General features: G+C 73.3%; 14 protein-coding genes. 2 read left to right on the plus strand and 12 right to left on the minus strand.

Translation table 11 applies throughout. The features are described 5' to 3' along the window. Positions 1-13: 13 nt before the first annotated feature. Together CCZ36_RS23035 and CCZ36_RS23040 are read right to left on the minus strand one after the other, a co-directional pair. Positions 14-313: a hypothetical protein gene (locus CCZ36_RS23035; RefSeq protein WP_069739073.1), complete on the minus strand. Its 300-nt coding sequence runs from the start codon at positions 311-313 to the stop codon at positions 14-16. After that, positions 310-1,281, minus strand: a complete 972-nt coding sequence (locus tag CCZ36_RS23040) for an SPFH domain-containing protein (RefSeq protein ID WP_069739074.1) — start codon at positions 1,279-1,281, stop codon at positions 310-312. The genes CCZ36_RS23035 and CCZ36_RS23040 overlap by 4 nt, the downstream gene beginning before the upstream one ends. A 240-nt stretch (positions 1,282-1,521) precedes the next feature. Here CCZ36_RS23040 and CCZ36_RS23045 point away from each other — a divergent pair, with 240 nt between their 5' ends. Continuing rightward, on the plus strand, positions 1,522-3,753 hold the full coding sequence (locus CCZ36_RS23045; RefSeq protein ID WP_128818467.1) for a transglycosylase domain-containing protein: 2,232 nt from the start codon (positions 1,522-1,524) through the stop codon (positions 3,751-3,753). Between the two features lie 61 nt (positions 3,754-3,814). On the opposite strand, the gene CCZ36_RS23050 is transcribed toward CCZ36_RS23045, so the two are convergent. The 3 genes from CCZ36_RS23050 to CCZ36_RS23060 form a co-directional block, all read right to left on the minus strand. Further along, complete coding sequence (locus CCZ36_RS23050) at positions 3,815-5,722, minus strand: ATP-binding SpoIIE family protein phosphatase (protein WP_128818468.1); 1,908 nt, start codon at positions 5,720-5,722, stop codon at positions 3,815-3,817. 384 nt (positions 5,723-6,106) lie between these two features. Beyond that, positions 6,107-6,793 carry a cytidylyl-2-hydroxypropylphosphonate hydrolase gene (gene fomD, locus CCZ36_RS23055; protein ID WP_128818469.1) on the minus strand — a complete coding sequence of 229 codons (687 nt, stop codon included), beginning with the start codon at positions 6,791-6,793 and terminating at the stop codon, positions 6,107-6,109. Between the two features lie 56 nt (positions 6,794-6,849). Further along, a complete protein-coding gene (locus tag CCZ36_RS23060; protein WP_128818470.1) occupies positions 6,850-8,265 on the minus strand; it encodes a class II fumarate hydratase in 1,416 nt (471 codons plus the stop codon). A 105-nt stretch (positions 8,266-8,370) separates the two neighbouring features. Here CCZ36_RS23060 and CCZ36_RS23065 point away from each other — a divergent pair, with 105 nt between their 5' ends. Then, positions 8,371-9,924 (plus strand): ricin-type beta-trefoil lectin domain protein, encoded by a 1,554-nt coding sequence (locus tag CCZ36_RS23065; protein ID WP_128818471.1) that lies wholly within the window; start codon positions 8,371-8,373, stop codon positions 9,922-9,924. Positions 9,925-9,996: 72 nt separating this feature from the next. On the opposite strand, the gene CCZ36_RS23070 is transcribed toward CCZ36_RS23065, so the two are convergent. The 7 genes from CCZ36_RS23070 to CCZ36_RS23100 are packed head-to-tail and all read right to left on the minus strand — an operon-like array spanning position 9,997 to position 25,866. Continuing rightward, positions 9,997-12,597, minus strand: coding sequence for an amino acid adenylation domain-containing protein (locus tag CCZ36_RS23070; protein WP_128818472.1), 2,601 nt, complete (start codon positions 12,595-12,597; stop codon positions 9,997-9,999). 37 nt (positions 12,598-12,634) lie between these two features. Continuing rightward, positions 12,635-13,537 carry an SDR family oxidoreductase gene (locus tag CCZ36_RS23075; protein WP_443069816.1) on the minus strand — a complete coding sequence of 301 codons (903 nt, stop codon included), beginning with the start codon at positions 13,535-13,537 and terminating at the stop codon, positions 12,635-12,637. After that, positions 13,534-14,271, minus strand: coding sequence for a thioesterase II family protein (locus CCZ36_RS23080; protein ID WP_128818474.1), 738 nt, complete (start codon positions 14,269-14,271; stop codon positions 13,534-13,536). Before CCZ36_RS23080 ends, CCZ36_RS23075 begins: the two co-directional genes overlap by 4 nt. Before the next feature lie 46 nt (positions 14,272-14,317). Continuing rightward, positions 14,318-15,619, minus strand: a complete 1,302-nt coding sequence (locus CCZ36_RS23085) for a M18 family aminopeptidase (protein WP_069743853.1) — start codon at positions 15,617-15,619, stop codon at positions 14,318-14,320. Further along, positions 15,616-21,339, minus strand: a complete 5,724-nt coding sequence (locus CCZ36_RS23090) for a MupA/Atu3671 family FMN-dependent luciferase-like monooxygenase (RefSeq protein WP_128818475.1) — start codon at positions 21,337-21,339, stop codon at positions 15,616-15,618. Before CCZ36_RS23090 ends, CCZ36_RS23085 begins: the two co-directional genes overlap by 4 nt. Further along, complete coding sequence (locus tag CCZ36_RS23095; RefSeq protein ID WP_128818476.1) at positions 21,336-24,554, minus strand: type I polyketide synthase; 3,219 nt, start codon at positions 24,552-24,554, stop codon at positions 21,336-21,338. Before CCZ36_RS23095 ends, CCZ36_RS23090 begins: the two co-directional genes overlap by 4 nt. Next, positions 24,499-25,866, minus strand: coding sequence for an MFS transporter (locus tag CCZ36_RS23100; RefSeq protein WP_128818477.1), 1,368 nt, complete (start codon positions 25,864-25,866; stop codon positions 24,499-24,501). The genes CCZ36_RS23095 and CCZ36_RS23100 overlap by 56 nt, the downstream gene beginning before the upstream one ends. Between the last annotated feature and the right edge of the window lie 74 nt (positions 25,867-25,940).

The raw sequence follows: 25,940 nt of genomic DNA on the forward strand, positions 1-25,940 counted from the left end.
CGGGGGCGCGGTGCTACGGGGTGTCCTGACCGCCGGTCCCGGGCCGGGTCCCCGGTTCCTCCGGGGGCTGTTCGGGCGGCTGTCCGGGCGGCCGTCCCCGCCGGGGGATCGGTCGCGCGGTCCCGGGCAGCCGGCCCGCCTCCGCGAGCGCCCGCCGCAGCAGGAACTCGATCTGCGCGTTGGCGCTGCGCAGTTCGTCGGAGGCCCAGCGGGCGAGCGCGTCGTGCACCGCGGGATCCAGTCGCAGCAGCATCTGCTTGCGCTGCTGCGACCGGGACGCCGGCGTCCGCCGGGGAGGCGTCTGGTCGGTCACTGGTAGAGGGTGCCCGTGTTGAGGACCGGCTGTGCGCTGCGGTCACCGCACAGCACCACCATCAGATTGCTGACCATGGCGGCCTTCCGCTCGGAGTCCAGCTCCACGATGTCCTGCTCGGCGATCCGGTGCAGGGCCATCTCGACCATGCCCACCGCGCCCTCGACGATCTGCTGACGGGCCGCGACGACCGCGCCGGCCTGCTGGCGCTGGAGCATGGCGGAGGCGATCTCGGGGGCGTACGCGAGGTGGCTGAAGCGTGACTCGATGATCCGGACGCCCGCGGCCTGCACCCGGGCGGTCAGCTCGGCGGCCAGCTTCTCGGTGATCTCCTCGGCGTTGCCGCGCAGCGAGAGGCCGTCCTCCTCGTGGGCGTCGTACGGGTACTCGATGGCGATGTGCCGGACGGCCGACTCGGTCTGGGTGGCGACGAACTCCAGGAAGTCGTCGACCTCGAAGAGCGCCTGGGCGGTGTCCTCGACCTTCCAGACGACGATCGCGGCCAGCTCGATGGGGTTGCCGTAGGCGTCGTTGACCTTGAGGACGGCGGTCTCGTGGTTGCGGACGCGGGTGGAGATCTTCTGGCTGGAGGTCAGCGGGTTGACCCAGCGGAGCCCGTCGGTGCGGATGGTTCCGACGTACCGGCCGAAGAGCTGGATCACCCGGGCCTCGCCCGGAGCGACCATCTTCACACCGCTCATGCAGAAGAACGAGGTGATCACCAGGAGCACTCCGAGGATGAGGAGCGTGACGCCCGCGGTGCCCGCGCCGTCTCCGTTCAGCACCGCGCCGCCGATGATCAGGCCGATGCCCGCGAACACCCCGAGCACCGTCAGAAGCAGCCCGAGGCCGCCCGGGATGGCGTGCGCGACGACCTCCCTGACCTGCGGTGCGGGCATCTCGGGAGCGTCGACGGAGAGATCCGCCGCCGGGGTCTGCGGGCGGCGGGCGTCGTGCTGTTCGGTCATGGGATCCCCCGTTCGGCGCGGTATCGCACCGCGCTAGCAATGTGATTACACATTAACTGTTCTCGCAACCTTGTCCACCCCTGGGGAGTCGGTTCCTGTGGGAGCGGGTGCTGATTCTCACGTCCGTAAAAGGCTGGATCGCTTGTCTTTTGTCCCTGTCGTCGGTGTTAGCTGGCAGGTCTGAGCGAACAGAGGAAACCGAGCGAACCGGCCGAGCAGAGAAGCGGGAGCAACACACCAATGGGTCGAGCGGATGCGCGACGAGCCCAGGCGCAGGAGTCGCGCCGGGCCGCGAAGAGCGGCGGCATACGCAGACTCTTCACGTGGAAGAAGCTGCTGGGCACGTTCTTCGGGATCGTCCTGCTGGGCATGGGCGCCTTCGGCGCGCTCTACCTGTACGTCGACGTCCCCGCCGCCAACGCCATGGCGGAGCGGCAGAGCAACGTCTACAAGTACAGCGACGGGACGGTCCTCGCCCGGACCGGCAAGGGCGTCAACCGCCAGATCGTCGACCTGGAAGAGGTACCGAAGAAGGTCCAGCACGCCTTCGTCGCCGCCGAGAACAAGACGTTCTACAAGGACCAGGGCGTCGACCTGAAGGGCACCACCCGCGGTGTCCTCAACACGCTCAGCGGCAAGGGCAAGCAGGGTGGCTCGACCATCACCCAGCAGTACGTGAAGAACTACTACCTGTCGCAGGCCCCCACGGTGAGCCGCAAGCTCCAGGAGCTGGTGATCTCCCTCAAGATCGACCAGCAGATGTCCAAGGACGAGATCCTCGCCGGGTACATCAACACCGCCTACTACGGTCGGGGCGCCAGCGGTATCCAGGCCGCCGCCCAGGCCTACTACGGCATCGACGCCAAGGACCTGAACGTCTCCCAGGGCGCCTACCTCGCCTCCCTCCTCCAGGCCCCCAGCCAGTACGACTGGGAGACCGCCAGCGACACCGGCAAGAAGCTGGTCAAGGAGCGCTGGGCCTACACCCTGCGCAACATGGTCGAGATGGACTGGCTGACCGAGTCCGAGAAGGCGAAGCTCAAGTTCGCCTACCCGCAGAAGCCGAAGCCGGCCGCGGGCATGGAGGGCCAGACCGGCTATCTCGTCGAGGCGGCCAACAAGGAGCTGGAGAAGCAGGGCGTCTCCGCCGCGGACCGCGAGGCCGGCGGCTGGACGTTCACGCTCACCATCGACAAGAAGCGCCAGCAGGCGCTGGAGAAGGCGGTCGACGACCAGCTGGAGTCCAAGCTCGACCGCGAGGGCAACAAGGTCGACGCCACCGTCCAGGCCGGCGCCACCTCCGTCGACCCGAAGACCGGCAAGGTCGTCGCGCTGTACGGCGGCGAGGACTACATCAAGCACTACATCAGCAACGCCACCCGCCAGGACTACCAGCCCGCCTCCACCTTCAAGCCGCTGGTGCTCGCAGCGGCCCTGGAGAACGAGTCGAAGACCCAGGACGGCAGCCTGATCGGGCTCAACACCGTCTACGACGGCACCAGCAAGCGGCCCGTCGTCGGCAGCGACACCCCGTTCGCCCCGCAGAACCAGGACGACCGCAGCTACGGTCCGATCTCCGTCCAGAAGGCCATGAACAGCTCGGTCAACTCCGTGTTCGCCCAGATGATCGTGGACGTGACGCCGGCCAGGGCCAAGGAGACCGCGCTCGCCCTCGGCGTACCGGACAAGAACTTCCCCGAGCGCCCCGCCGTCACGCTCGGCACCATGAACGCCTCGACCTGGGACATGGCCGGCGTGTACGCCACGCTCGACAACCACGGCCAGAAGGTCACCCCGCACATCCTCCAGTCCGCCGAGCACCGCGACCGCACGGTGAACCCCGAGAAGCCCAAGCGGGAGCAGGCCATCAGCCGCGCCTCCGCCGACACCGTCACCAAGGCGCTCACCGGGGTCGTCGACGCCGGTTCCGGGGGCGCGGCCAACAGCCCCGCCTACGACGCGGCGGCCAAGACCGGCACCTCCGAGAACAACAAGTCCGCCTGGTTCGCCGGGTACACCCCGGAACTGGCCACGGTCGTGGCCCTCTTCGGCGAGGGCGACGGCGGCCGCAAGCAGGTCTCCCTGACCGGTACGGCCAACTCCGGCCGCGCCAGCGGCAGCGGCTTCCCGGCCAGGATCTGGGCCGACTACACCCTCGGCGCCCTCGGCGGCGGATCGGACAAGACGTTCGACCTCCAGGACGTGGAGCGCGGCGAGGTGCCCGCCCCGCCGACCCCGTCCGACACGCCCTCCGAGGAGCCCACCGAGTCCGAGGAGCCGACTCCGTCGGACACGCCCTCCGAGACGCCGAGCGAGACGCCCAGCGAGACCCCGACCACGCCCGCCCCGCCCACCAGCAGCAGCCCGCCCGCCACCACGCCCCCCAGCAGCCCGGAGATTCCTCCGCTGCCCGGGGAAGAGGACGGTCAGCCGGGCGAGCGGCCCGGCGGCAACGGAGTGGCCCCGCAGTGAGCGACATGAGGGAGGGGGCGGGCCGCGGGCCCGCCCCCTCCCTCATGTCCGTCGGGCCGCTCTACTGCGCCCGGGCCGCCATCTCGAACCACACGACCTTGCCGGTCGAGAGGCGGGTCGCTCCCCACCGCCGGGCCAGCCGGTTGACCAGGAACAGCCCGCGCCCGCCCTCGTCCGTCTCGCGCGCCCGGCGCTGCCTCGGCAGCTGCGGCGAGTCGTCGCCGACCTCGCAGCGCAGGATGTCGGTCCGCAGCAGCCGCAGGGTCACCGGCCGCTCCGCATAGCGCACCGCGTTGGTGACGACCTCGCTGACCAGCAGCTCCACCTCGTCGGCCAGCTCGTCCAGACCCCAACGGCTCAGCGCCCGCCGGGCCAGCCGGCGGGCCCGGCGCGGGGCCGCGTCCTCCGGCTCCAGATGCCAGTACGCCACATCGCTCGGCGCGATCCCGTCGAAACGGGCGGCCAGCAGCGCGATGTCGTCGTCCCGGTCGCCGGGCCCGAGCATGTCCAGCACGTCGTCGCAGAGCGCCTCCAACGGAGGCGAGTGGTCGTCCCCGGTGAGCTGCGCGGTCGCCGCCAGGCGCTCCCGCAGCTGCTCGATGCCCGTCCACACGTCCCGCAGCCGCGACTCCACCAGACCGTCGGTGTAGAGGAGCAGCGTGGCCCCGGCGGGCGCGTCCAGCTCGACGGCCTCGAAGTCGACGCCACCCACCCCGATCGGGGCGCCCGGCGGCACCCGCAGTACCTCGGCCCGCCCGCCCAGGTGCAGCAGCACGGGCGGCGGGTGCCCGGCGTTGGCGATGGTGATCCGGTGCGCGACCGGGTCGTACACCGCGTACAGACAGGTCGCCATCCGGTCGCTGCCGAGCCGCTGCGCCTGCTCGTCCAGGTGGTGCAGCACCTCCTGCGGCGGCAGGTCGAGCTGCGCCAGGGTCTGCGCCGTCGTCCGGAGCTGGCCCATGATCGCCGCCGAGGTCATGGAGTGGCCCATCACATCGCCGACGACCAGCGCGACCCGGCTGCCGGGCAGCGGGATCGCGTCGTACCAGTCCCCGCCGACCCGGGCCGTCTCGGCCGCCGGGAGGTAGCGCGAGGCGAGCCGGACCCCGGTGGGCTGGGGGAGCGAATCGGGCAGCATCGTGCGCTGCAACTCGTCGGCGATGTAGGCCTCGCGCCCGTACAGCACGGCCTTGTCGATGCCGAGCGCGGTGTGCGTCGCCAACTGCGCCGCGACCAGCAGATCGCTGGCCTCGAACGGGGTGCGTTCGATGCCGCGCACGAAGACCGCCGCCCCGATGACCCGCCGCCGGCCGCGCAGCGGGGCCAGGATCGCGCGGTGCCCGGTGGGCACCGACCGGCCGGGGCCGAGCAGCTCCGGCAGCGCGGCCCGCGCCGCCGCGGAGTCGCCGAACACCGGCCGCACCCCGCGCAGCACCTCGGCCAGCGCCCCGCCCGCCCGCACCTCGCACAGCTCGGCGGCGGGCATCAGGTCGGCCTGCGGGTCCAGGATCAGCGGCCGCAGCCGCTCCGTCTCGGAACCGGCCGCCTCGGCGCCCTCCTCGTCGCTGACGCGCAGCCGGTCGCTGCGCCGCAGCCGCAGGACGAACGGGCTCACCGGGCGCTCGTCGCCCACCGGCAGCGGGTCACGGAGGTAGACCAGGATCGCGTCGGAGAACGTCGGCACACTGGCCCGGCACAGCCCGAGGACGATCTCGTCCAGATCTATGCCCCGGGCGATCCGGCGGGTCGCCGCGCCGACGAACCGCAGCCGGTCGCCCTCGCGGCGGGTGGCCGCCTGCGCGTCGGCGACGGCGGCCGCTCCGGGACCCGGGTTCGGCGCGGCGGCGGGAGCCGGTACCGCGGCAGCGGCGGCCGCGGCCGCGGCGTCCTGCTGCCGGGGCCGGGCGCGCTCCTGCGGCCGGGCAGCCAGCGGCTGCCGGCCTTCGTGGGAGGTGGGATGCTCCGTCACGCGTGGGATTCCGTCCGTCCGGGCCGGTTGTATGAGGCAGTCACCTCGTGGGGCGTCACTGTGCCCCGGCAAGCGCGGGAAGAACAACGGCTGTCACCGGATGCCCCCGATGAAGGGGCCGAAACCGAGCGCCGCGGAGATGGCCGACGGACGACCCCTCCGGCAGCGGACGCGGTGAGCGGGCAGCGGACGGCGTGCATGTCTCCACCCCCTCGTAGTGGCTCCCGCGACCGCGCGGAACGTCCGGGTCCGTGGCCCGTCGCTCCGCACGACCGGCGTGGTGACTTGTGGTCAGTTCCGGTGTGGTGTCCGCTGGTTGCGGCGATCGGCCCTCCGTACGACCGGACCTGCCGACCAGGCCGCCCGAAGGGTTGCTCCAGGGTCTCACGACGGCATACGGGCAGGGGTGCGGTCCCAGTCATCCGGCAGCGGCGGAACCCGCCACCCCGGATCGGGCCGCCAGTGCTCCCAGCCGTCCCGGAACGGCGACCCCCAGCCGGTGATCACCTCGACCGCCGCCAGGCCCGCCTCGCGGACCCGCCGGGCCGTCCCCCGGTCCATCAGGCCGACCTGCTGAGCCTGGGCGAACTCGTCCTCGTCGAGCCATTTCCAGCTCCGGTCGGGGTTCACGGAGATGTCGAGAAAGTGATCCTCGGAATCCACCCCTCCGGACCACCGGGTGCGTGGCTCCTCCAGGTTCACGTACCAGTTGCGGAACATCCAGCCGCGGTCCCAGAACAGCCACACCGACCACGGGTCGCCGGGCCGGGCCAGCTTCAGCACCCCGGAGCCGAACCACGTCGAGCGGGCCGTGGTACGCGGCGCGGTGTAGCGGGTGGCGAGCGGCTCCGCGTGCACCTGGGTGCCGTCCGCCAGCACCGGCCGCACGCACTCGGTGCCCGGCGCCATCCAGACGGCGAGCAGCTCGTCGGTGTCCTGCACGACGGTCACCGGCCGGCAGATGTGAACGGGTGAGGCACCGGCCGTCCGGTGGGCCCGGCCGTTGTCGCGGTAGCGCCAGAGGATCTGGTCCCCCGGCGCCCAGCGTGCGCACTCTCCCGTACCTGTCATGGAGAGATCTTACGGAGCGCTCCCACCGGCCCGCTGCGACTCAGCTCACCCGGGGATCACGGACGGGTCATCCGCAGTACGTCCAGCGCCTCGTCGAGCTGTTCCAGTGTCAGGTCGCCGCGGTCCACATAACCCGAGGCCAGGACCGTCTCGCGGATCGTCGTCCCGTCCTTCAGTGACTTCTTGGCGACCTTCGCCGCCTCCTCGTAGCCGATGTACTTGTTCAGCGGGGTCACCACCGAGGGGGACGACTCGGCGTAGGCGCGGGCCCGCTCGACGTCGGCGGTGATGCCGTCGACCGTGCGGTCCGCGAGCAGCCGGGACGCGTTGGCCAGCAGCCGCACCGACTCCAGGAGGTTCTTCGCGATGACCGGGAGCATCACGTTCAGCTCGAAGTTGCCCGCCGCGCCCGCCGTGGCGACCGTCGCGTCGTTGCCGGTGACCTGGGCGGCGACCATCAGGACCGCCTCCGGGATCACCGGGTTGACCTTGCCCGGCATGATCGACGAGCCCGGCTGGAGGTCGGGCAGCGCGATCTCCGCGAGGCCCGTGCGCGGACCCGACGCCATCCACCGCAGATCGTTGGAGATCTTCGTCAGCGACACGGCGATCGTCCGCAGCTGGCCCGAGGTCTCCACCAGCCCGTCCCGTGCGCCCTGCGCCTCGAAGTGGTCACGGGCCTCGGTCAGCGGCAGCCCCGTGGCCTCGGCGACCTCCGCGATCACGGCGGCGGAGAAGCCGCGCGGGGTGTTGATGCCGGTGCCCACCGCCGTACCGCCCAGCGGCAGTTCGGCGAGCCGGGGCAGGGAGGCGCGCAGCCGCTCCACGCCGTAGCGGATCTGCGCCGCGTAGCCGCCGAACTCCTGGCCGAGGGTGACCGGGGTGGCGTCCATCAGATGCGTGCGGCCGGACTTCACGACGTCCGCGAATTCGGCTGATTTCCGCCCCAGGGAATCGGCCAGGTGATCGAGTGCGGGGATCAGATCGGCCGTCACGGCGGCGGTGGCCGCGATGTGGATGGAGGACGGGAAGACGTCGTTGGACGACTGCGAGGCGTTCACGTGGTCGTTGGGGTGGACCTCGCGGCCGAGGCGCTCGGTGGCCAGGGTGGCGATCACCTCGTTGGTGTTCATGTTCGACGAGGTGCCCGACCCCGTCTGGAACACGTCGACCGGGAAGTGCTCGTCCCAGCGGCCCGAGGCGACCTCGGCGGCGGCCTCCTGGATCGCGGCGGCGATGTCCGGATCCACCACCTTCAGCTCGGCGTTGACCTTGGCGGCCGCGCCCTTGATCCGGGCCAGTGCCTCGATGTGGGCCCGCTCCAGACGCTGCCCGGAGACGGGGAAGTTCTCCACCGCCCGCTGGGTCTGCGCACGCCACTTGGCGTGCGCGGGGACCCGCACCTCGCCCATCGAGTCGTGCTCGATCCGGTACCCGGTATCGCCCGACGTGTCACCTGATGCGTCAGTCATGTGTTTAAACCTCCTGAAAAAGATGAGCACTTGTCTTGTTCTATGTATTCCCAAGTCGCCTACCGGCCAGTAAATACCGGGGGTAACCACTTACCGGGAGGCGCAATGAGGCGCACCAGCACCAGATTTCGAGGGCTCCGAAGCCTTCGCCGGCTCCGTTGTACCGTCGCCGCCACCGTCGCTCTCGCGGCTGCCGTCGGCGGTATGGCCGCCGCCGGACCCGCGGGCGCGACGGAGTCGGCTACCAGCTCTATCGCATCCACCCCCCTTCCGCCCGCGCTGGAAGCCGTCCGGGCCGCCGAGGCCACCCAGCTGTACGGCAGCCCCGCCGAGCGGCCGCTCGCCGAACGGAAGACCGGGCTGATCTCGCTGGGCGACAGCGAGATCTCCGGCGAGGGTGTCGGCACCTACGACCCCGGAACGAACGGGCCGGACAACTGGTGCCACCGCTCCCCGGAGGCCGCCATCCACCGCACGGGCATCGCGGCGGACGTCACGTACAACGTCTCCTGCTCCGGCGCCTACACCGGGAACATCAAAATCGGCGGAAACAAGCAGTACGCCGACGAGCTCGTGCAGAGCGACAGCCTCGCCGTCAAGGCCCGCAACACCCGGATCAAGATGATCGTCCTGGTCGCCGGGGCCAACGACGACCTCCAGTTCGGCCCCGTCATGACCGACTGCGTGGTCCGCTACATCAGCCTCCAGGGACCCTGCGAGCCGAAGTACGCGGGCGGCTGGCAGGCCCGCGTGGACGCGCTGGTCCCCAAGGTCGAGGCGACGGTCCGCGATCTGCGGACGGTGATGACCGACGCCGGATACGCGAACAACGACTACAAGCTCGTCCTCATGGGCTACCCGAGCCCGATCGGCCCGGACTTCCGCGACAACCCGAGCTTCCCCGGCAAGCTGATCTGCGGCGGACTCGGCTACGACTCCGACACCGCCTGGGGCCGCAACACCGCCGTACCCGCCTTCCAGGCCGGCATGCGCAGGGCCGCCGCGAACACCGGGGCCGCCTACCTCGACAACTCCCGGCTCTTCCACGGCCACGAGGTGTGCAGCGAGGCCCCCTGGGCGCGCGGCCTCTACATCGACCTGAGCAAGCCCGGCCTGCCCGACGAGAACTCGGTCCGGCAGTCCTTCCACCCCAACGCGGCCGGCCACCGGGCCTTCGCCTCCTGCCTGACCCAGATGTACGACTCCGGGCTCCGCGAGGCGAGCTGCGCCGACCCGGCGAGCACGGGGAACCCGGTCCTGACGGGCCAGGCCTGGGACGACCTGTTCACCCCGCTGAAGAACGCGGCCACCGGCACCTGTGTCGACGTGCCGGGCTCGGTCACCCGTAACGGCACGGCCATCGGCGGCTGGGACTGCCACGGCGGGCGCAACCAGAACTGGTGGTACGACGCCGGTACGCAGACCCTGCGCACCGCGCTCAGCCACGACCGGTGCCTGGACGTGCCCGGCGCCAAGTACAACGCGGGCGCCACGCTCATCGTGTGGAACTGCGCGGGCGCGGCCAACCAGAAGTTCGTCCAGCAGTCGGGCACCATCCGCCCGGCCGCCGCGACGGGCCTGTGTCTGACGCTGGCCGGAGCGAAGGATCCGCTCAAGCTCCAGACGTGCGACGGCAGCGCGAAGCAGCGCTTCGCGTAGCCACCGCCGGTGGGTGAGGGGGCGGCCGTGTGGGGCGGCCGCCCCCTCTTCTCATGTCTCCAGGGCCCCTCGTCAGGTCTTCCGGGCCAGTGCCTCGGACAGCGCCCCCAGCGTCGGCGTCAGATACAGCTGGCGCAGCGGGATGCCGGGCAGCCCGCGCTCCCTGGCGAGCGTGCCGATCCGGATCGCGTACAGGGAGTTGCCGCCGAGGTCCCAGAAGTCGTCGTCCGGGCCCACCGCCTCGACGCCGAGCACGTCACGCCAGACGGCGGCCAGGACGGCGGCGGGAGATACCTCGCCGGGCGCGGCGGCAGGGGGCGGGGCGGGCGCCACCGGCTTGCGCCGCGTTCCGGGCGCGGGCAGCCGGGCCGGGTCCAGCTTGCCGTTCGCGGTGAGGGGGAGGGCGGACAGCACGGTCACCGTCGCGGGCACCATGTGCGCCGGCAGCAGCCGGGCCGCCCGCTCCCGTACGGCCCCGGGGTCCTCGCCCGGCCCCGGGGCCGGGACCACGTACGCGTCGATCCGCACGGCCGCCGCGTCGTCGCCGTCGCCGCCGGTCACGGTGACCGCCGCCGCCGACACCGCCGGGTCCTCCAGCAGCACGTGCCGGACCTCGCCCGGCTCGATCCGGAAGCCCCGCACCTTCACCTGGTCGTCGATCCGGCCCAGGTGTTCCAGCGTTCCGTCGGGCAGCAGCCGCCCCAGGTCCCCGCTGCGGTAGAGCCGCCGCCCCGCCGGGTCCAGAGGGTCCGGGACGAAGCGTTCGGCAGTCAGGGCGGGCCGGTTCAGATAGCCGAGCGCCACACCCGCCCCGCCCACCACGATCTCCCCGGGGGCACCCGTGGGCACCGGCCGTCCGTGCGCGTCCAGGACCCGGACCGACCAGCCGGGCAGCGGCCGCCCCACGGACCGGGAACCGGCGAGCGCCTCCCGCCGGGTCACCGTGGCCGCCGTGACATGGACGGTGGTCTCGGTGATCCCGTACATGTTGACCAGCCGGCAGCGGTCCTCCGGGTGTCGGTCGAACCAGTCCAGCAGCGGCCGGGTGTCCAGCGGTTCGCCGCCCAGGACCACCAGCCGGATTCCGGCCGGATCGGGCGCCGCCCGGTCGGCCGCCGCGAGCTGGGTGAAGGAGGAGGGGGTCTGGCTCAGCACGCTCACCCGCTCCCGGACCAGCAGGGCGTGGAAGTCCTCCGGGGACCGGGTGGTCCAGTGGTCCACGACCACCAGCCGCCCGCCCGTCAGCAGCGCGCCCCAGATCTCCCACACCGAGAAGTCGAAGGCCGCCGAGTGGAAACACGTCCAGGTGTCCTCGGGGGAGAGGCCGAAGTCCTCGCGCACGGCGTCGACGAGGGCCGTCACGTTGGCGTGCGGGACGAGAACCCCCTTGGGGCGGCCGGTCGAGCCCGAGGTGTGGATGACGTACGCGGGGGAGCCCGGCTTCCCTCGGGGTGCGGCGGGCCGGGGCGGGTGGCCGGTGAGGGTGGCCGGGTCCTCGACCGTCAGCCGGACCCCGGCGTCCCGCGCGGTGCGCTTCCGCCGGTCCGTCGGATGCCCCGGATCCAGCGGTACGTGGACGGCGTCCGCCTTCAGCACGGCGAGCATCGCCGCCACCAGGTCCGTCGAGCGCGGCAGGCAGAGCCCGACGAGATCACCGGGGCGGACCCCGTGGGCGTACAGCCCGTCGGCCAGCATCTCGGCGCGGGCGTCCAGTTCGGCGTACGACAGCGTGGTGGACCCGGCGGTGAGCGCGGGGGCGCCGGGGCGGGCGGCGACCTGTGCGGCGAAGACGTCGTCGATGCGGTGGGGGGCCGGGTCCTTCGGCCGGGAACCGAGGGCCAGTTGTCGCGCCGACTCCGCGTCGCTCAGCGGATCCAGGCGGGAGAGCGGAGTGTTGGGCGGGGAGGCCATCAACTGCTGTCGTACGTACTCCACTTGGTGAGCCGGTACGGGGAGGGTGCCAGGACCGGTCGGCAGCACGGCGGGTCCGTCGCTCGCCACCGGCTCCGCTGCGGCCAACTCCGCCGCGGGCGGCCTCTCGTCCTCGGCCGGGACGAGAGGCTCGGTGGCCAGCAGGTCCGCGACCGTACGGCCGGGCGACAGGTCCGCCGCGAACACCGCGTACCCGTCGAGCGCCCCCAGTGCGTACGGCGGCCGGTCCCGGGCCGGTACGGGGACGGCGACGCGCACCGTGGCCGCCCCCTCGTACCGCCCGACGGTGAGCGCGAGCGCCGAGGCCAGGCGGCGGGTCTCCTCGTCGAGGCGCAGGTCGAGCGGGAGCGGCCCGGCGAGCGGCGTCACCGCGCCCGGGGCCAGGTCGCCCCGCAGCACCCGTGCGACGAGCCGCAACGACCGTGCGTCCAGGGCGGCCCCGGCGGCCGTCAGAACGAGGTCGGGGCCTCCGGCCGCCCCTTCCCGCCGCTCGTCCGCGTACCGCAGCAGCACCGCGCGCAGTCGGTGGCCGGACGCGACCGGGCGGCTCGCCTCGGCCGCGCGCCGCCCGGCCGCCGTGTCGGATGCGGCCGGGGCGGGCACGGACTCCGTCCACAGCCGCGGGCGGCTGCGGTCCCCGGGCCACCACAGGTCGGCCGCCGTGGTGAGGGCGGCGGCGAGCGCGGTGCCGGTGGTGGCCGGGGGAAGGCGGACCGTCAGGCTGTGATGGGCAGGCGGCACGAGCGCAACTCCTCGCGAATGAAGGGGGGATCGGGTGTCAGCGGGCGGTGAAACCGCCGTCCACGGTGATCACGCTGCCGGTCACCTGCCGGGCCGCGTCCGTGGCCAGCCAGAGCACCGCTTCGGCCACGTCCCCCGGCTCCACCAGTGCGTTCATCGGCTGGTCCCGGACGAAGGTCTCCTCGTGCTCCGCCACCGGCACCTCCAGCGACCGGGCGATCTCCGCCAGCATCCGGCCCTCCATGGCCCCGTCGTCCCGCACCGAGCCCGGACAGACCGCGTTGACCCGGACCTTGCGGGGCGCGTAGTCCAGAGCCACCGCTTTCGTCAGGCCCACCAGGCCGTGCTTGGCCGCGACGTACCCGGCGAAGTGGCGGTAACCCACCAGCCCCGCCGTCGAAGCCACGTTGACGATCGAACCGGACCCCTGGGCGACCATCCGGGCGCCCACCGCACGGATCGCCCGCCACGCTCCGCCCAGGTCCACATCGATGATCAACTGCCATTCGGCCTCGGTGATCTCGTGCGCCGGCCGGCCCGAAGGGGCGGCGATACCCGCGTTGTTGACAAGTGCGTCGATCCGCCCGAAGCGCTCCTCGGCCGCCTCCGCCGCTGCCTGGAGCGCCGCCAGGTCCCGGACGTCGGCCCGCCGGGTCAGCACGGCGGCCCCCGCCTCGCGGCAGAGATCCGCGGTGTGCGCGAGCTGCGAGGCCGAGCCGAGCGGATACGGCACCCCGGGCAGCTCGCCCGCCACGTCCAGCAGCACCAGGTCCGCCCCCTCGCGGGCGAACGCCAGAGCACAGGCCCGGCCGAGACCGCGCGCCGCCCCTGTGATGATCGCCGCCCGCCCGGCCAGCCGCCCCGCACCGCCGCCGGAAGCCGGTCCCGTACGCGTACCGTCGCCGGTCACCGGTCCCGTACGAGCGCCGCCCCCCGTCACCGGTTCCTCGTCGCGCGTACTTCGGCGGCCACCAGCTCCAGCAGTTCGTCCGGCCGCTCGGCCAGATACATGTGCCCGCCGGACGGCTCGGCCACCGTCAGCTTCCCCGTCGTCGCCCGGCCCCACTCGGCCGCCTCCGCCGCCCCCACGAGGGCGTCCTCCCGCCCCCGTACGGAGATGACGGGAACGCTCAACAGGCTTTCCGTGGACGGTACATACGTCTCGTGGAGCCGGACGTCCGCCCGGAGCGCGGGCAGCAGCAGCTCCCGCATCTCCGGGTCCGCCAGCGCCGGGTGGTCGTACCCGGCGAACGCCCGGACCCGCGCGGCGAACTCCTCGTCCGGCAGCCCGTCCGCCCGGTCCGTGCGCGGAGTCCAGGGGCCGGGCGCGCCGCTGACGACGAGCGCGGCCAGGCGGACCGGCCCGCCCGCCCGCTCGATCCGGTGCGCCAGCTCGTACGCGAGCACCGCGCCCATGCTGTGCCCGAACAGCACGAGGGGGCCGCCGCCGTTCCCCTCCACTCCGCCGAGCGCCGCCGTCACCTGTGCGTACGCGTCGTCGACGGCCGGGGCCGCCGAGTCGTACGCGGGCTCGGGGAAGCGCTTCTCGCGGCCCGGCAGGGAGACCGGGAGGATCCGCAGCCCCTCCGGCGCCCGCTTCTGCCAGGGCGTGAAGAAGGAGGGGCCCGCCCCGGCGAAGGGCAGGCAGATGAGGACGGTGTCTTCGTCGGCCACGATCGTTCCTGTTCTCTTTCTCTTCTACCGGTCCACCGGGGTTCGGTCAGTCCCCGACCATGATCGTCGTGAGGATCGCGGCGAGATGGCCCGGGTCGCGCACCCCGCACAGCTCACGCGCCGAGTGCATCGACAGACCCGGCACCCCGACGTCCACCGTGGTGACCCCGAGACGGGCCGCCGTGAGCGGGCCGATCGACGTACCGCAGGGCATCGCGTTGTTGGAGACGAACGGCTGCCAGGGCGCCCCGGCCCGCTCGGCCGCCGCCGTGAACATCGCGATGCCGGTGGAGTCGGTGGCGTACCGCTGGTTGACGTTCACCTTGACCGTGGGGCCGCCGTTGGGCAGCGGACGGTGGTCCGGGTCGTGCCGCTCGGAGTAGTTCGGGTGCACCGCGTGCGCCATGTCGGCGGAGACGCAGAAAGCGCCCGCCAGCGCCCGCGACCAGTCCTCGTCGCTGCCGCCGCGCGCCGCCACCGACCGCGAGAGGATCCGCTCCAGCATCGGGCTCTGCGCACCCGTCTCGGAACCGCTGCCGACCTCCTCGTGGTCGAAGGCGGCCAGCACCGGGATGAACGCCGGCTGCGTGGCGCCCGTCGCCGCGTCCACCAGCGCGGTCACCCCGGCGTGCACCGAGACCTGGTTGTCCAGCCGGGACGCGACCACGAACTCCCGGTCCACGCCCAGGTATCCGGGCGACTGGATGTCGTGGAGCATCAGGTCCCAGCCGAGCACGTCCGCCGGGTCCTCCCCGGCCGCCGCGGCGACCCGGCGCACCAGCTCGCCCTCCCGGGGCTCGCCCAGCGCCCAGATCGGCGCGATGTGCCGCTGCCGGTCCAGCGCCACGCCCTCGTTCACCGAACGGTCCAGGTGGATCGCCAACTGGGGTACGCGCAACAGGGGTTCGTCGATCTGAACGAGCCGGTTCCGCGGCGCGCCGCCGGGGCCGCGCAGCGCCAGCCGGCCGGAGATGCCCAGGTCCCGGTCGAGCCAAGTGTTGAGCGGCACCCCGCCGTAGATCTCCACCCCGATCTGCCGCCACCCCGAAGTCCCGGTGTCCGGTGCGGGTTTGATCCGCAGGTTCGGTGAGTCGGTGTGGGTGCCGACGATCCGGAACGGGGTGTGGGCGGCCGCGCCCTCGGGGACGTACCAGGCGACCAGCGCTCCGGCACGGCTGACGAACAGGCCGCCGGTCGCCCCGGTCCAGTCGTCCGTGCCGCGCAGTTCACGGAACCCGGCCTTCTCCAGGCGCTGGGCCGCACTGGCCACCACGTGGTACGGAGAAGGGCTCGCGGCGATGAAGGAGAGCAGGTCGTCGGTGTGGCTGCGGTGGGGGGCCGGAGTCATACGGCGTCCGCCTTTCCGGTGTTCGGCAGTGACTGAGAGGGTGGCTCCGCGAGGAGTTCTCGCACCGGCCGGTCGGGCCGGGCGCAGAACTCCGCGAGCAGGTCGGTGTACGACGCGAGCAGGTCGTGGGCGGTCGTGTGGTCCCACAGGTCGGTGGAGAATTCCAGGAACGTTCGATAACCCTTCGCGGCGTCCCGGCGCGGCGCAAGCCCGAAGCAGAGCTCGCTGCGGGAAAGCGGCGGTGCCAGATCGGCCACCTCGACCCGGAGCCCGGGGATCTCGATGTCCGTGTCGACGGAGTTCTGGAAGGCCAGGACGTGCGGCACCCGGTCGGGGACGCTGACAGCGCCCGCGTCCCGCATCGCCCGCATGATGCGGGCCGTGGGCAGCACATGCGCCATGGCGCCGAGCGCACCCGCGCCCGTACGCACCGCGAGCTCCGCGCACGTCTCCTCAAGATTGGCTGAATCCAGTCGTACGCGGACCATCACCGCCGTGGACGTCATCGCCACGAGCGACTCCGACGCGGTGCCCTCACGGTTGGCGTACGGGACGCTCAGCAAGGTGTCCTCCTCGCCCGACAGCCGGGTCAGGAACACCCCGAGCGCGGCCGCGGCGACGGCGAACGGGGTGGTGCGCCGGTCGGCGGCGAGCTTCTCCACCGCCGCCCGCACATCGCCCGACGCGACCCCGCGCACCGTGTCCCCGTGCCCGCTCAGCTGCTGCGGACGCGGCCGGTCCGTCGGTACGGGGACGGCGGCCGGCACCCCGTCCAGATAGCGCGCGCAGAACGCGGCCCGCTCCGCCTCGGCCACGGGATCGTGGTGCTCCCGCTGCCACCGGGCGTATCCGGGCGCCTGCATCGCCGGTTCGGGCAGACCGTGCGGGACGCCCGCGGCCGCCGCCGTGTACAGCGCCGCGATCTCCGCGAGCAGCAGGGACAGCGACCAGCCGTCGGCGCACACGTGGTGCAGGACGAACATCAGCTCCCAGCGGTCCTCCTCGACCCGCAGCAGCCGCAGCCGGGGCACCAGGGGGCGCCCCAGTTCGAAGGGGGCCGCCGCGTCCGCCCGGCACAGGGCGTCCGCCCGGGGCTGCCGCTCACCGGCGGGCAGCGACGTCAGATCCTCCACCGGCAACGCCACCGGCCCCGCCGCCACCACCTCCTGCCACCAGGGCCCCTCCGGCGCGTCCTCCTGGACGAACCGGGTCCGCAGCGCGTCGTGCCGGGCGATCACCCCGGACACGGCGGACCGCAGGGCCGCCGGATCCAGCGCCCCGGTGAACGTGATCCGCGTCGGGACGTTCCACACGGCGGGGTCGGGCATGGCGTGGTGCCCGGCGATCATCCGGGCCTGCTGGTCGCTGACGGGCGCGCGGTCGACGACGGGGGGCTCCTCGGCGGCGGGGCCGTCCCCGGCCGCTGCCGCGGGTTCCGTGTCACCCGTCAGTTGCCCGGTCATCGCCCGCAGGGTGGCCTCGGCGAAGAAGTCCGCCATCGGGTAGTCGACGCCGAGGGTGTCCCGGACCCGGTTCACGAGACGGATCGCGGCGATCGAATTGCCGCCCAGGTCGAAGAAGTTGCTGTCGTCGGGGAAGCCGCGTACACCTAGGACGGACTCCCAGTCCGCGCGGAGGAGGGCGGCGGTGTCCGGGGCGGGCTTCTCGAACGGAGTGGCCCCCTGGCCCGGGACGGCTGTCATGGCGTCCAACTGCGCGTCCAGCTCCGCCAGATACCCGTCGGCCGTCGTCGCGTCGAACAGGTCCGCGTCGTAACGCAGCCGCAGCCGCAGCCCCCCGTCCGGGGCATGGGTGGCCATCAGCGCCAGCTCCAGCGGCGCCGACTCCGTCCCGGCCGCCACACCCTCCGCCCGCAGCTCGGGCAGTTCGATTCCGGCCAGCGCCGCGCGGTCCAGATCGACCGAAACCGTCATCAGCGGCCGGGGGTTCCCCGGATCCGGGTGGACGGCGGCGACCAGCGCGTCCAGGTCCACCCCGCTGTGCTCCTCCGCCGCGAACAACGCCCGACCGGTGGCCCGTACGGCCTCCGGCAGCGGGGTGGCATCCGTCGCGGAGAGCGCCAGCGGCAGCAGGGCCACATGGAAGCCCACCGTGTCCGCCGTCGAAGGCCGTCGCCGCCCGAACGTCGTGCCCAGCAGGAACGCGTCCTGCCCCGACCTCCGCCGCAGCACCAACTGCCAGGCCGTGCACAGCGTGGCGAACAGGGTCACTCCCTGCTGCCCGCTCCACTCCCGCAGCAGGTCCGCCCGCTCCCGGGCCACGGTCCGGGCCACCGCCCCGCCGCGCCCCGCCACCCGGCGCCCGCGCGGCCGGTCCGTCGGCAGGACCAGTACCGGGGGCTTCTCGCCCAGCAGCTCGCGCCACCAGACCAGGTCGGCCGGGTCGTGCGGCGGCTCGGGGGCCCCGACGGTCGACCCGGCGGGCCGCGCGAAGACCGGGGGGCGTCCGGCGCGGGCCGCCGTGTACAGCTCCCGGAGGTCCCCGGCGATCAGCGCGGCCGAGTGCGCGTCCGTGATGATGTGGTGCATCCCGAGGACCAGGACGTGGTCGTCCTCGGCCAGCCGGAGCAGCCGGGGTGTGAACAGCGGCCCCTCGGCCAGGTCGTAGGCGCGGTGGCTCTCCTCAAAGAGCAGCGCCCGGACGGCCTCGTCCGAGTCCTGCCCCCGGGCGTCCGACACGGCCAACGGGATGTGGAGCCCCTCCCGGACGACCTGGGCGACGCCCGCCTCGTCCTCGCCCCGGAACACCGTTCGCAGCCCCGCGTGCCGCTCGACGAGACCGTCGACCGCCGCCCGCAGCGCGACCACGTCCAGCGGGCCGCGCAGCCGTACGGCCTGGGTCTCGTTGTACGCCGCCGGGTTCTCCAGCAACTGCGCGGCCAGCCACAGCCGCCGCTGGGCGGAGGTGGCGGGCGCGACGGTCTCCCGAGCCCGGGCGTCGTGGGTGTCCGGAGCGTCCGGGCCGCCCTGGGCGTCCCGGGCCCGGCCGAGCCGCTCCCGCGTCCGGTGCCGCAGCAGGTCCAGCCGCTCGAGCCCCGACCGCAGCCGCTCCCGGTCCATCCCGAAGTCGACCAGCGCGGCGATCTCGTCCACCCCGGCCCCGTGCAGCGCGGCCACGAACGGGGCGACACTGTCCGGCGTACCGATCAGGGCCCGCCGGTCGCAGTAGCGGTCGTAGGCCCGGCGGAACAGATAGTCCAGGTCCTCCTCGCTCGCCGCCGCCACGTCCTCGTGCCGCTGCCCGGCCGCCGTCGCCGCCGAGCGCATCAGCAGCGAGGACCGCAGGTAGCGCACCATCGGCTCCAGGGCGTCGGCCCGGGCGGTGGCGTGGTCGTCGCCGAGATACGTGTGCACCAGCACCGTCACCCGCCCGGCCTCCGGGTCGAGCCCGCACGCCGCCCGCGTACGCCGGTACAGCGCGATGTTCGCCGCCAGCTCCTCCACGGTCTGGCTCATCAGGTTGGTGACGACACCGAGACCGCGCCGGGCCGCCTCCTCGTACGAGGCCCGCTGCCCGGAGGTCGCCAGGAAGAACGGCGGCTCCTCCTGCACCGGACGCGGCCGGATCCGGATCTCCGCCTCCGCGCCCTCGCCCGTGCGCCGCCGTACCGCCTCCCCGCGCCACAGCCGGCGCACCTCGTCGAGGTGGTCGAAGGCGATCCGCCGCCGGTCCGCGAACCGGTCCGGGTGCAGGGCGAAGTCCCGGGCGTGCCAGCCGGTGGCGCAGCCGATGCCGACCCGGCCGCCGGAGAGGTTGTCGACCACCGACCACTCCTCGGCCACCCGCACCGGATCGTGCAGGGGCAGGACCACCGAGCCGGCGTTGATCCGGATGCGCTCGGTCCCCCTGGCCATGGCGGAGGCGAGCACGGAGGGGTTCGGGAAGAGTCCGCCGAAGGAGTCGAAGTGCCGCTCGGGCAGCCAGACGGAGGAGAAACCGCGCTCGTCGGCGAAGCGCACGGTCTCGAAGAGCGCGTCGTACGCCTCCGGGGAAGCGGCCCCACCGGCCTCGGCAGCCCCGCCGCCCCCGCCGGCCTGCTCGGTCTCGGGGTAGTCGCCGAAGAAGTAGACGCCGAATTCGGGTGCGGGGCGCGGGACGCCGGCCGGCTTCACCGCCGCGGCCGGGCGGGGAGCGGACCGGGGGAAGAACCCGCCGTCGCGCAGCTCGCGCAAGGACCCTTCCACGGCCTCCGCGACCCGGTTCACGTCCTCCTCCGTGTGAGCGGTCGAGAGGTAGAAGCTGCGCCACTCCCATACGTACACGCCGCGCAGTTGGAGGTGGTGGTAGAGCAACTCCAGGTCGGCGCGGTGGCGGAATCGGAACATCGACCCGAAGTGCGCGAGTTCCAACGGAAATTCCTCGTCACGGAAGAAGGCGTTGAGCCGGTCCGCGAGCGCCCGGGTGCGGGCGTTCAGTCCGCTCTGGAGGCCGGGCCCCCGCTCGGTGAGGTGGGTGAGAACCGCGCGGGCCGCCGCCATCGACAGCGGGTGCTGCATGTACGTACCGCCGATGAACGTGGTCTCGCGCGTGGGCCCGCCGGGCTCCCCGTACAGCCAGAACCCGCCGTCCACGCCGTCGAGCAGATCCGCCCGCCCGGCCACCGCGCCGACCGGGAAGCCCGCGCCGAGCGCCTTGCCGTACGTGGCGAGGTCCGGCACCACCCCGAAGTGGTCCTGCGCACCGCGCTGATGGGGCCGCAGCCCGGTCAGCATCTCGTCGAAGAGCAGCACGATGCCCCGGCGCGCGGTCAGTTCACGCAGCGACCGCACGAACTCCACAGGCCGCAGGCCCGGGTTGCGGCACTGCACGGGCTCCACCAGCACGGCCGCGATCGAGTCCCCGAGGGCGTCGATCGTCTCCAGGGCCTCCTGCTCCCCGTACTCCAGCACGATCAGCTCCGCCACCGCACTGTCCGGGATGCCCCGGGAGACGGGCACCGCGTGCTGCCCCGGGCCGCCGGGGCGGCCGAGGACGGAGTCGATGTGGCCGTGGTACGAGCCCCGGAACATGACGACCTTGTCGCGCCCGGTCGCGGCCCGGGCCAGCCGGATCGCCGCCGAGTTCGCCTCCGTACCGGACGAGGCGAACGCGACCCGCTCCAGGCCGGTCAGCGACGCCAGCAGGGCGGCCGCCTCCCCGGTGTCGGGGGACCGGGGGCCGAAGCGCAGCCCGTCGGCGAGGTGGCGGCGCACGGCCTCGGTGACCGGCTCCGCCTCGTGGCCCAGCAGCAGCGCGCCGAAGCCCATGGTGATGTCGGTGTACGCGTTGCCGTCCACGTCGACCAGCCGGGAGCCGTGCGCCGAGCGGGCCGCGACCGGGTACAGCATCTCCTTGGTGGCGTCCCGGAACCCCACGACGGCCCGGCTGTCGGCCAGCACCGAACGGTGGTGCTGGGCCAGCCTCTTGGAGGTGCGGGTGCGCTCGGTGAACCGTCGGATCAGCGACGCCGTGTGGGCCCGCTGGGCCTCGTCGGCCCCCGCCCCGGCCATGCCACCCGCCGCGTCCACGACGAGCCGGGGGCCGTGCGCGCTCGCCTCCGCAGGTCTCTCCCGCTCCGAGGCCTCCGCCGCGATCTGGGCGCGGGCCGCCGCGATCCGGTCCGTGAGCGTCCGCGACAGCTCCGCCGCCCGGGCCACGGCCTCGGAGGCCGCCGCCGCTGTGGCCGCCGCTTCGTCGGGCGCGGGTGTCCCCGCGCTCATCGCGCGTCCGTCCCGTCGACGCGGGCCGTCAGCAGGGCGACGGCATCGGAGAGCTGGGTGAGCATCGCCGCCTGGGTCTCGGCCAGTTGGCGAATCTGCTCGGACAGGACCGCGACCTCGGCCTGGGTGGCGTACCCGGGCGCTTCGGCAACGGGCGACGCTGCCGAGGCCCCAGAGGCCCCAGAGGCTCCAACAGCCCCAGCGGTCTTCGCGGTCTCCCCGTCGGCTGCGACCACCGGGACCGACGTCGGCACTGTCGCGGGCGCCGCCCGCCCGGTTATCAGCGCGGCCGTCAGCCGGGGTGTGCCCGCTTCCTCCAGGACCTCCCGCATGCTGATCTCCGTGCCGAACTCGGCCTCCAACTGCCGTACCATCCCGATGAGCTGGAGCGAGTCCGCGCCGAGCCCGACGAACGTGCGGTCGGCGGAGACCTCGTCCGGCCGGTGGCCGAGATGGCGCGCGGTCAGCTCGAGCACCCTTTCCAGTACGGCCTGTTCGGTCATGCGGTCCTCCGTGGAGCGTGGGGATGGGTGAGCGTACGGCGCGGGGCCCCGCCAGTGGGAGCGCCGCCGGAAGGGGTACGAGGGCAGCCGGACCCGCCGGCCGCCACAGCCGTCGAGCAGCGCCGCCCAGTCCACCCCGGTCCCGGCGCAGTGCAGCGCGGCCACCGCCCGCTCCCAGTCCCGCGTCGGTACGCACACGGTGTCCGGCAACGCCCGGCGGACCAGACCCGTCAGCACGGCGGACGGGCCCAGCTCCAGCAGGAGCGGGGACGCGGCCAGCTCCCCGAGGACGGCGGCGAAGTCGGCCGTACGGCGGGCCTGCGCGACCAGGTACGCGGCATCCGGCCGCCACCCGGCGGGGCGGACCGTGCCGTCGATGCCGTCGACGAACTCCGTGTGCAGCGGGCGCGGTTCCGTCTTCTCCGCCAGCAGCCGGAACTCCTCCAGCGCCGGTTCGAGCAGCGCCGTGTGGAACGCCCGGTCCACCGCCAGCACCTCGTACGCCTCGCCGCGCGCCGCCAGCAGCCTCCGCGCCGCGTCCACCGTTTCCGGTGAGCCGCCCAGAACGTGGTGCGTGGCGCCGTTGACCACGGCGAGCTCCAGACCGGGGACGGCGATCAGCAGCTCCCGCACCCGGGCGCGGGGGACGAACGCGGAGACCATCGCGCCCGGGGCCGACCGCTCCCGCATCAGCCGTCCGCGCCCGCAGACCAGCCGCATCGCGTCCTCGGTGTCCAGCGCCCCGGCCACGCAGAGCGCCGCGTACGCGCCGACGCTGTGCCCGGCGACCCGGGCGGGGGCGACCCCGAGCCGCTCCCACAGCCGGGCCTGGGCGAGCTGGAGGGCGAACAGGGCGGGCTGCGCGAAGGCGGTGTCCCACCGCACGGGACCCCGCCCGCCGACGATCCGGTCGAGGAAGTCGCCCCGCCCGGTCTCCTCCGCGTACACCCGGGCGCAGGACTCCAGCACCTCGGCCACCACCGGGAAGCGCGCGGCGAGTTCGGCGCCCATGCCCGGGTGGCCGCCGCCCTGCCCGCTGAACAGGAACACCGGCGCCGGATCCCGTACGCCGTCGGCGACCCCGGTCGTGTACGCCTTGCCCACCGGAGCCCCGGACAGGAACGCCTCCAGCCCGGCCACCGGGTCCGCGGCCGTGACCACCAGCCGGTGCGCCAGGAGCCGCCGCCCGAGCGCGGTGGTGGTCAGCAGATCGGCGGGGGAGGGGCGAGCTCCGCCCGCCAGGTGGTCCCGCAGGGCGGTGGCGTACGCCCGCAGCGCGTCCCCGTCGGCGGCCGACAGCGGCAGCAGCGCCGGCACGGGAACCGCCGACGGGGAGGAAGGCCGCGGCGCGGCCTCCGGCGCCTGCTCCAGGATCACGTGGGCGTTCGTGCCGCCCATGCCGATGGAGTGCACACCGGCCCGCCGCACCCCGGCCAGCGGCCAGTCCCGCTCCCGTACCGGCAGCAGGAACGGGCTGTCGTCCACCGCCAGCGCCGGGTTGGGCCGGACGAAGTTCACCAGGGGCGGCACGATCCCGTGCCGCAACACCTCGACGGCCTTGATCAGCCCCGCGAGCCCCGCCGCACTGTCCAGATGGCCGATCGCCGGCTTCGTCGAACCGAGCGCGCAGAACCCGGTCCGGTCGGTATGCGCGCGGAACGCCTCGGTCAGGGCGGCGAATTCGATCGGATCGCCCTTCAGCGTGCCCGTACCGTGTGCTTCCAGATAGCCGATCGATGCCGCGTCCACGCCCGCCGCGTGCAGCGCGCCGAGCACCGCGTCCCGCTGCCCGGCCACCCCGGGAGCGGCGAACCCGCCCTTGCCGGAACGGCCGTCGGCCGTCTTGTCCGCGCCGTCGTTGGTGACCGCCGAGCCCAGGATCACCGCGTGCACGGTGTCGCCGTCGGCCAGGGCCCGCTCCAGCGGCTTCAGGAGGACGGCTGCGGCCCCGTTACCGCCGACCGTGCCGTCCGCGTCCGCGTCGAACGCCCGGACGGAGCCGGTGGGGGAGAGCGTGGAGCCCTTCACCGGGACATGGCCGCTGACCTGCGGCAGATGCAGGGCCGCGGAGCCCACCAGCATCAGGTCCGCGTCCCCGGCGCGCAGCGCCTGGCAGGCCAGGTGCACCGAGACCAGGGCGCTGGAGCAGGCCGTGGACACGGTGAGCGCGGGGCCGGTCAGACCGAGCCGGAACGCGGCCCGAGTGGCGGTGAAATCGGTGTAGTTGCCGACCTGGACCTGCTTGGCGGTCATCCAGTCGTTCGAGCCGGCCTCCGCCGCGAGGTGGTGCGCCAGATAACTGTGCAGCGAGTAGAGCCGGTAGCCGGAACTGCCGTACACCCCGATCCGTACGCGACCGGCGTCGCCGCCCGCGTAGCGGGTCTCGCCGCCCGCGTACCCCCCGTCCTCCAGGGCGTGGAAGCAGCACTCCAGGAACAGCCGCTGCTGCGGATCGGTGAGCTCCGCCTCCCGCCCGCTCATCCCGAAGAATCCGGCGTCGAAGCCGTCCACGTCCGCGAGGGGCGCGCTCGCCCCGCCGAACCCCGGCCGCTCGTACTCCGCCGCCGGGACCCCCGCCGCGGCGAACTCGGCCCGGGTGAACCGGCGTACGTGGCTCCTGCCCGCCCGGATGTCGCGCCAGTACGCCTCGGGGGTGTCAGCCCCGGGAAACCTCAGCGCCGCCCCGATCACCGCGATCCGGTCGTCCCTCAACGGCCTCTTCCTTTCGCAGCCCCGTCTGCCCCGCCCCGCCCGCGCCTCCGGTCGGACCCGTGGGCTCCGCCCGTCGCAGCGCCGTCACCCGCAGCAGGAACACCACGGCGACGACGATGGCGGCGCCGTGGGACCACCCCACCACGGCCAGCGGGGAGAACCGGTCGAGGGCCGCCGCCACCAGGATCATGCCGACCCCGAAACCCAGGTTCTCGAACGTGGCCGAAAGGCCGAAGGCGTGACCGCGCAGTGTGGCCGGAAGTGTCTGGAGGTGCGAGGTGTACGCGACCTCGGTGAGGCCGTCCGCGGCCCCCGCGATCAGCGCGATCACCGCCGTGACCGCCAGCGGGAATCCGGCGAACGCCGCGATGAACGCGGCCGACATCACCACCGTGCCGTAGCCGAATCCGGGTGCCCCCACGGTCTTGCCGGTGCGCTGGGTGTACCGCTGGATCACCTGCTGGGCACCGATGTTGCCGAGCGCCCACACACACCAGAACGCGCTGATGAACACCGCGGGGTTCGAAGCGTCCAGCGAGGTGGAGTAGATCGGCAGCGCCGCGTTGTGGGACGAGGAACCGAACGCGTCGACCCCGCGCAGGGCCACCATCAGGCCGAGGCCGGGAGCGGCGGCGAGCGCCAGGAAGGCCACCGGCCGCCACCGCGGCCCGCCCTTCTCGCCGTTCTTGTTCTTCTCGGCCTTCTCCGCCTTTCCGGCGTCGGTCCCGGCCCCCTTGCCGCCCGCGATCGGCAGCAGGGCCACCGTCGCCGCGCAGATCACGAACGTCGTCATGTCGAGCAGGAAGGCAGCGGTGTACCCGACGAGGGACACCACCACGCCCGCCGACGCGAACCCCGCCACCATGGCCAGCGAACGGCCGGTGATCGAGAGGGAGTTGGCCCAGGCCCTGCGGTCCTCGCCGACCATCTCCGGGATCGAGCTGCGCAACGCCACCATGAACAGCGTCCCGCACGCTCCGATCACCACCGAGACGGCCATCAGCGCCCCGGTCACCAGGCTCTCCGGCGCCAGGATGAGCAGCAGCATCACGCCGCCCTGTCCGACATTCGCCCACAGCATGATGCTTTTCGCACTGAAACGGGCGAGCAGTCCGCCGACGACCAGTCCGGCGACGAATCCGGAGGCCAGCCGCACCGCCATGAACAGCCCCATGGCCAGCGCCCGGCCCGTCGTCTCGTAGACGAAGAGATTGAGCGCGACCATATTCAGGAATGTGCCGTAGGAAGACACCGCGTATCCGGCCACCAGGAATCGAAAACGGCGCTCGCGGACCGCGGTGTCCCGGGTCATATGAGATCCGTCGTCCGGCTCGTCCGCCGTCGGCCCGTCCGCACTCTCGATTCCGGAAGTCACCCGCTCATACT

It is taken from the genome of Streptomyces sp. S063 (assembly GCF_002832675.1).
Taxonomy (GTDB): domain Bacteria; phylum Actinomycetota; class Actinomycetes; order Streptomycetales; family Streptomycetaceae; genus Streptomyces; species Streptomyces sindenensis.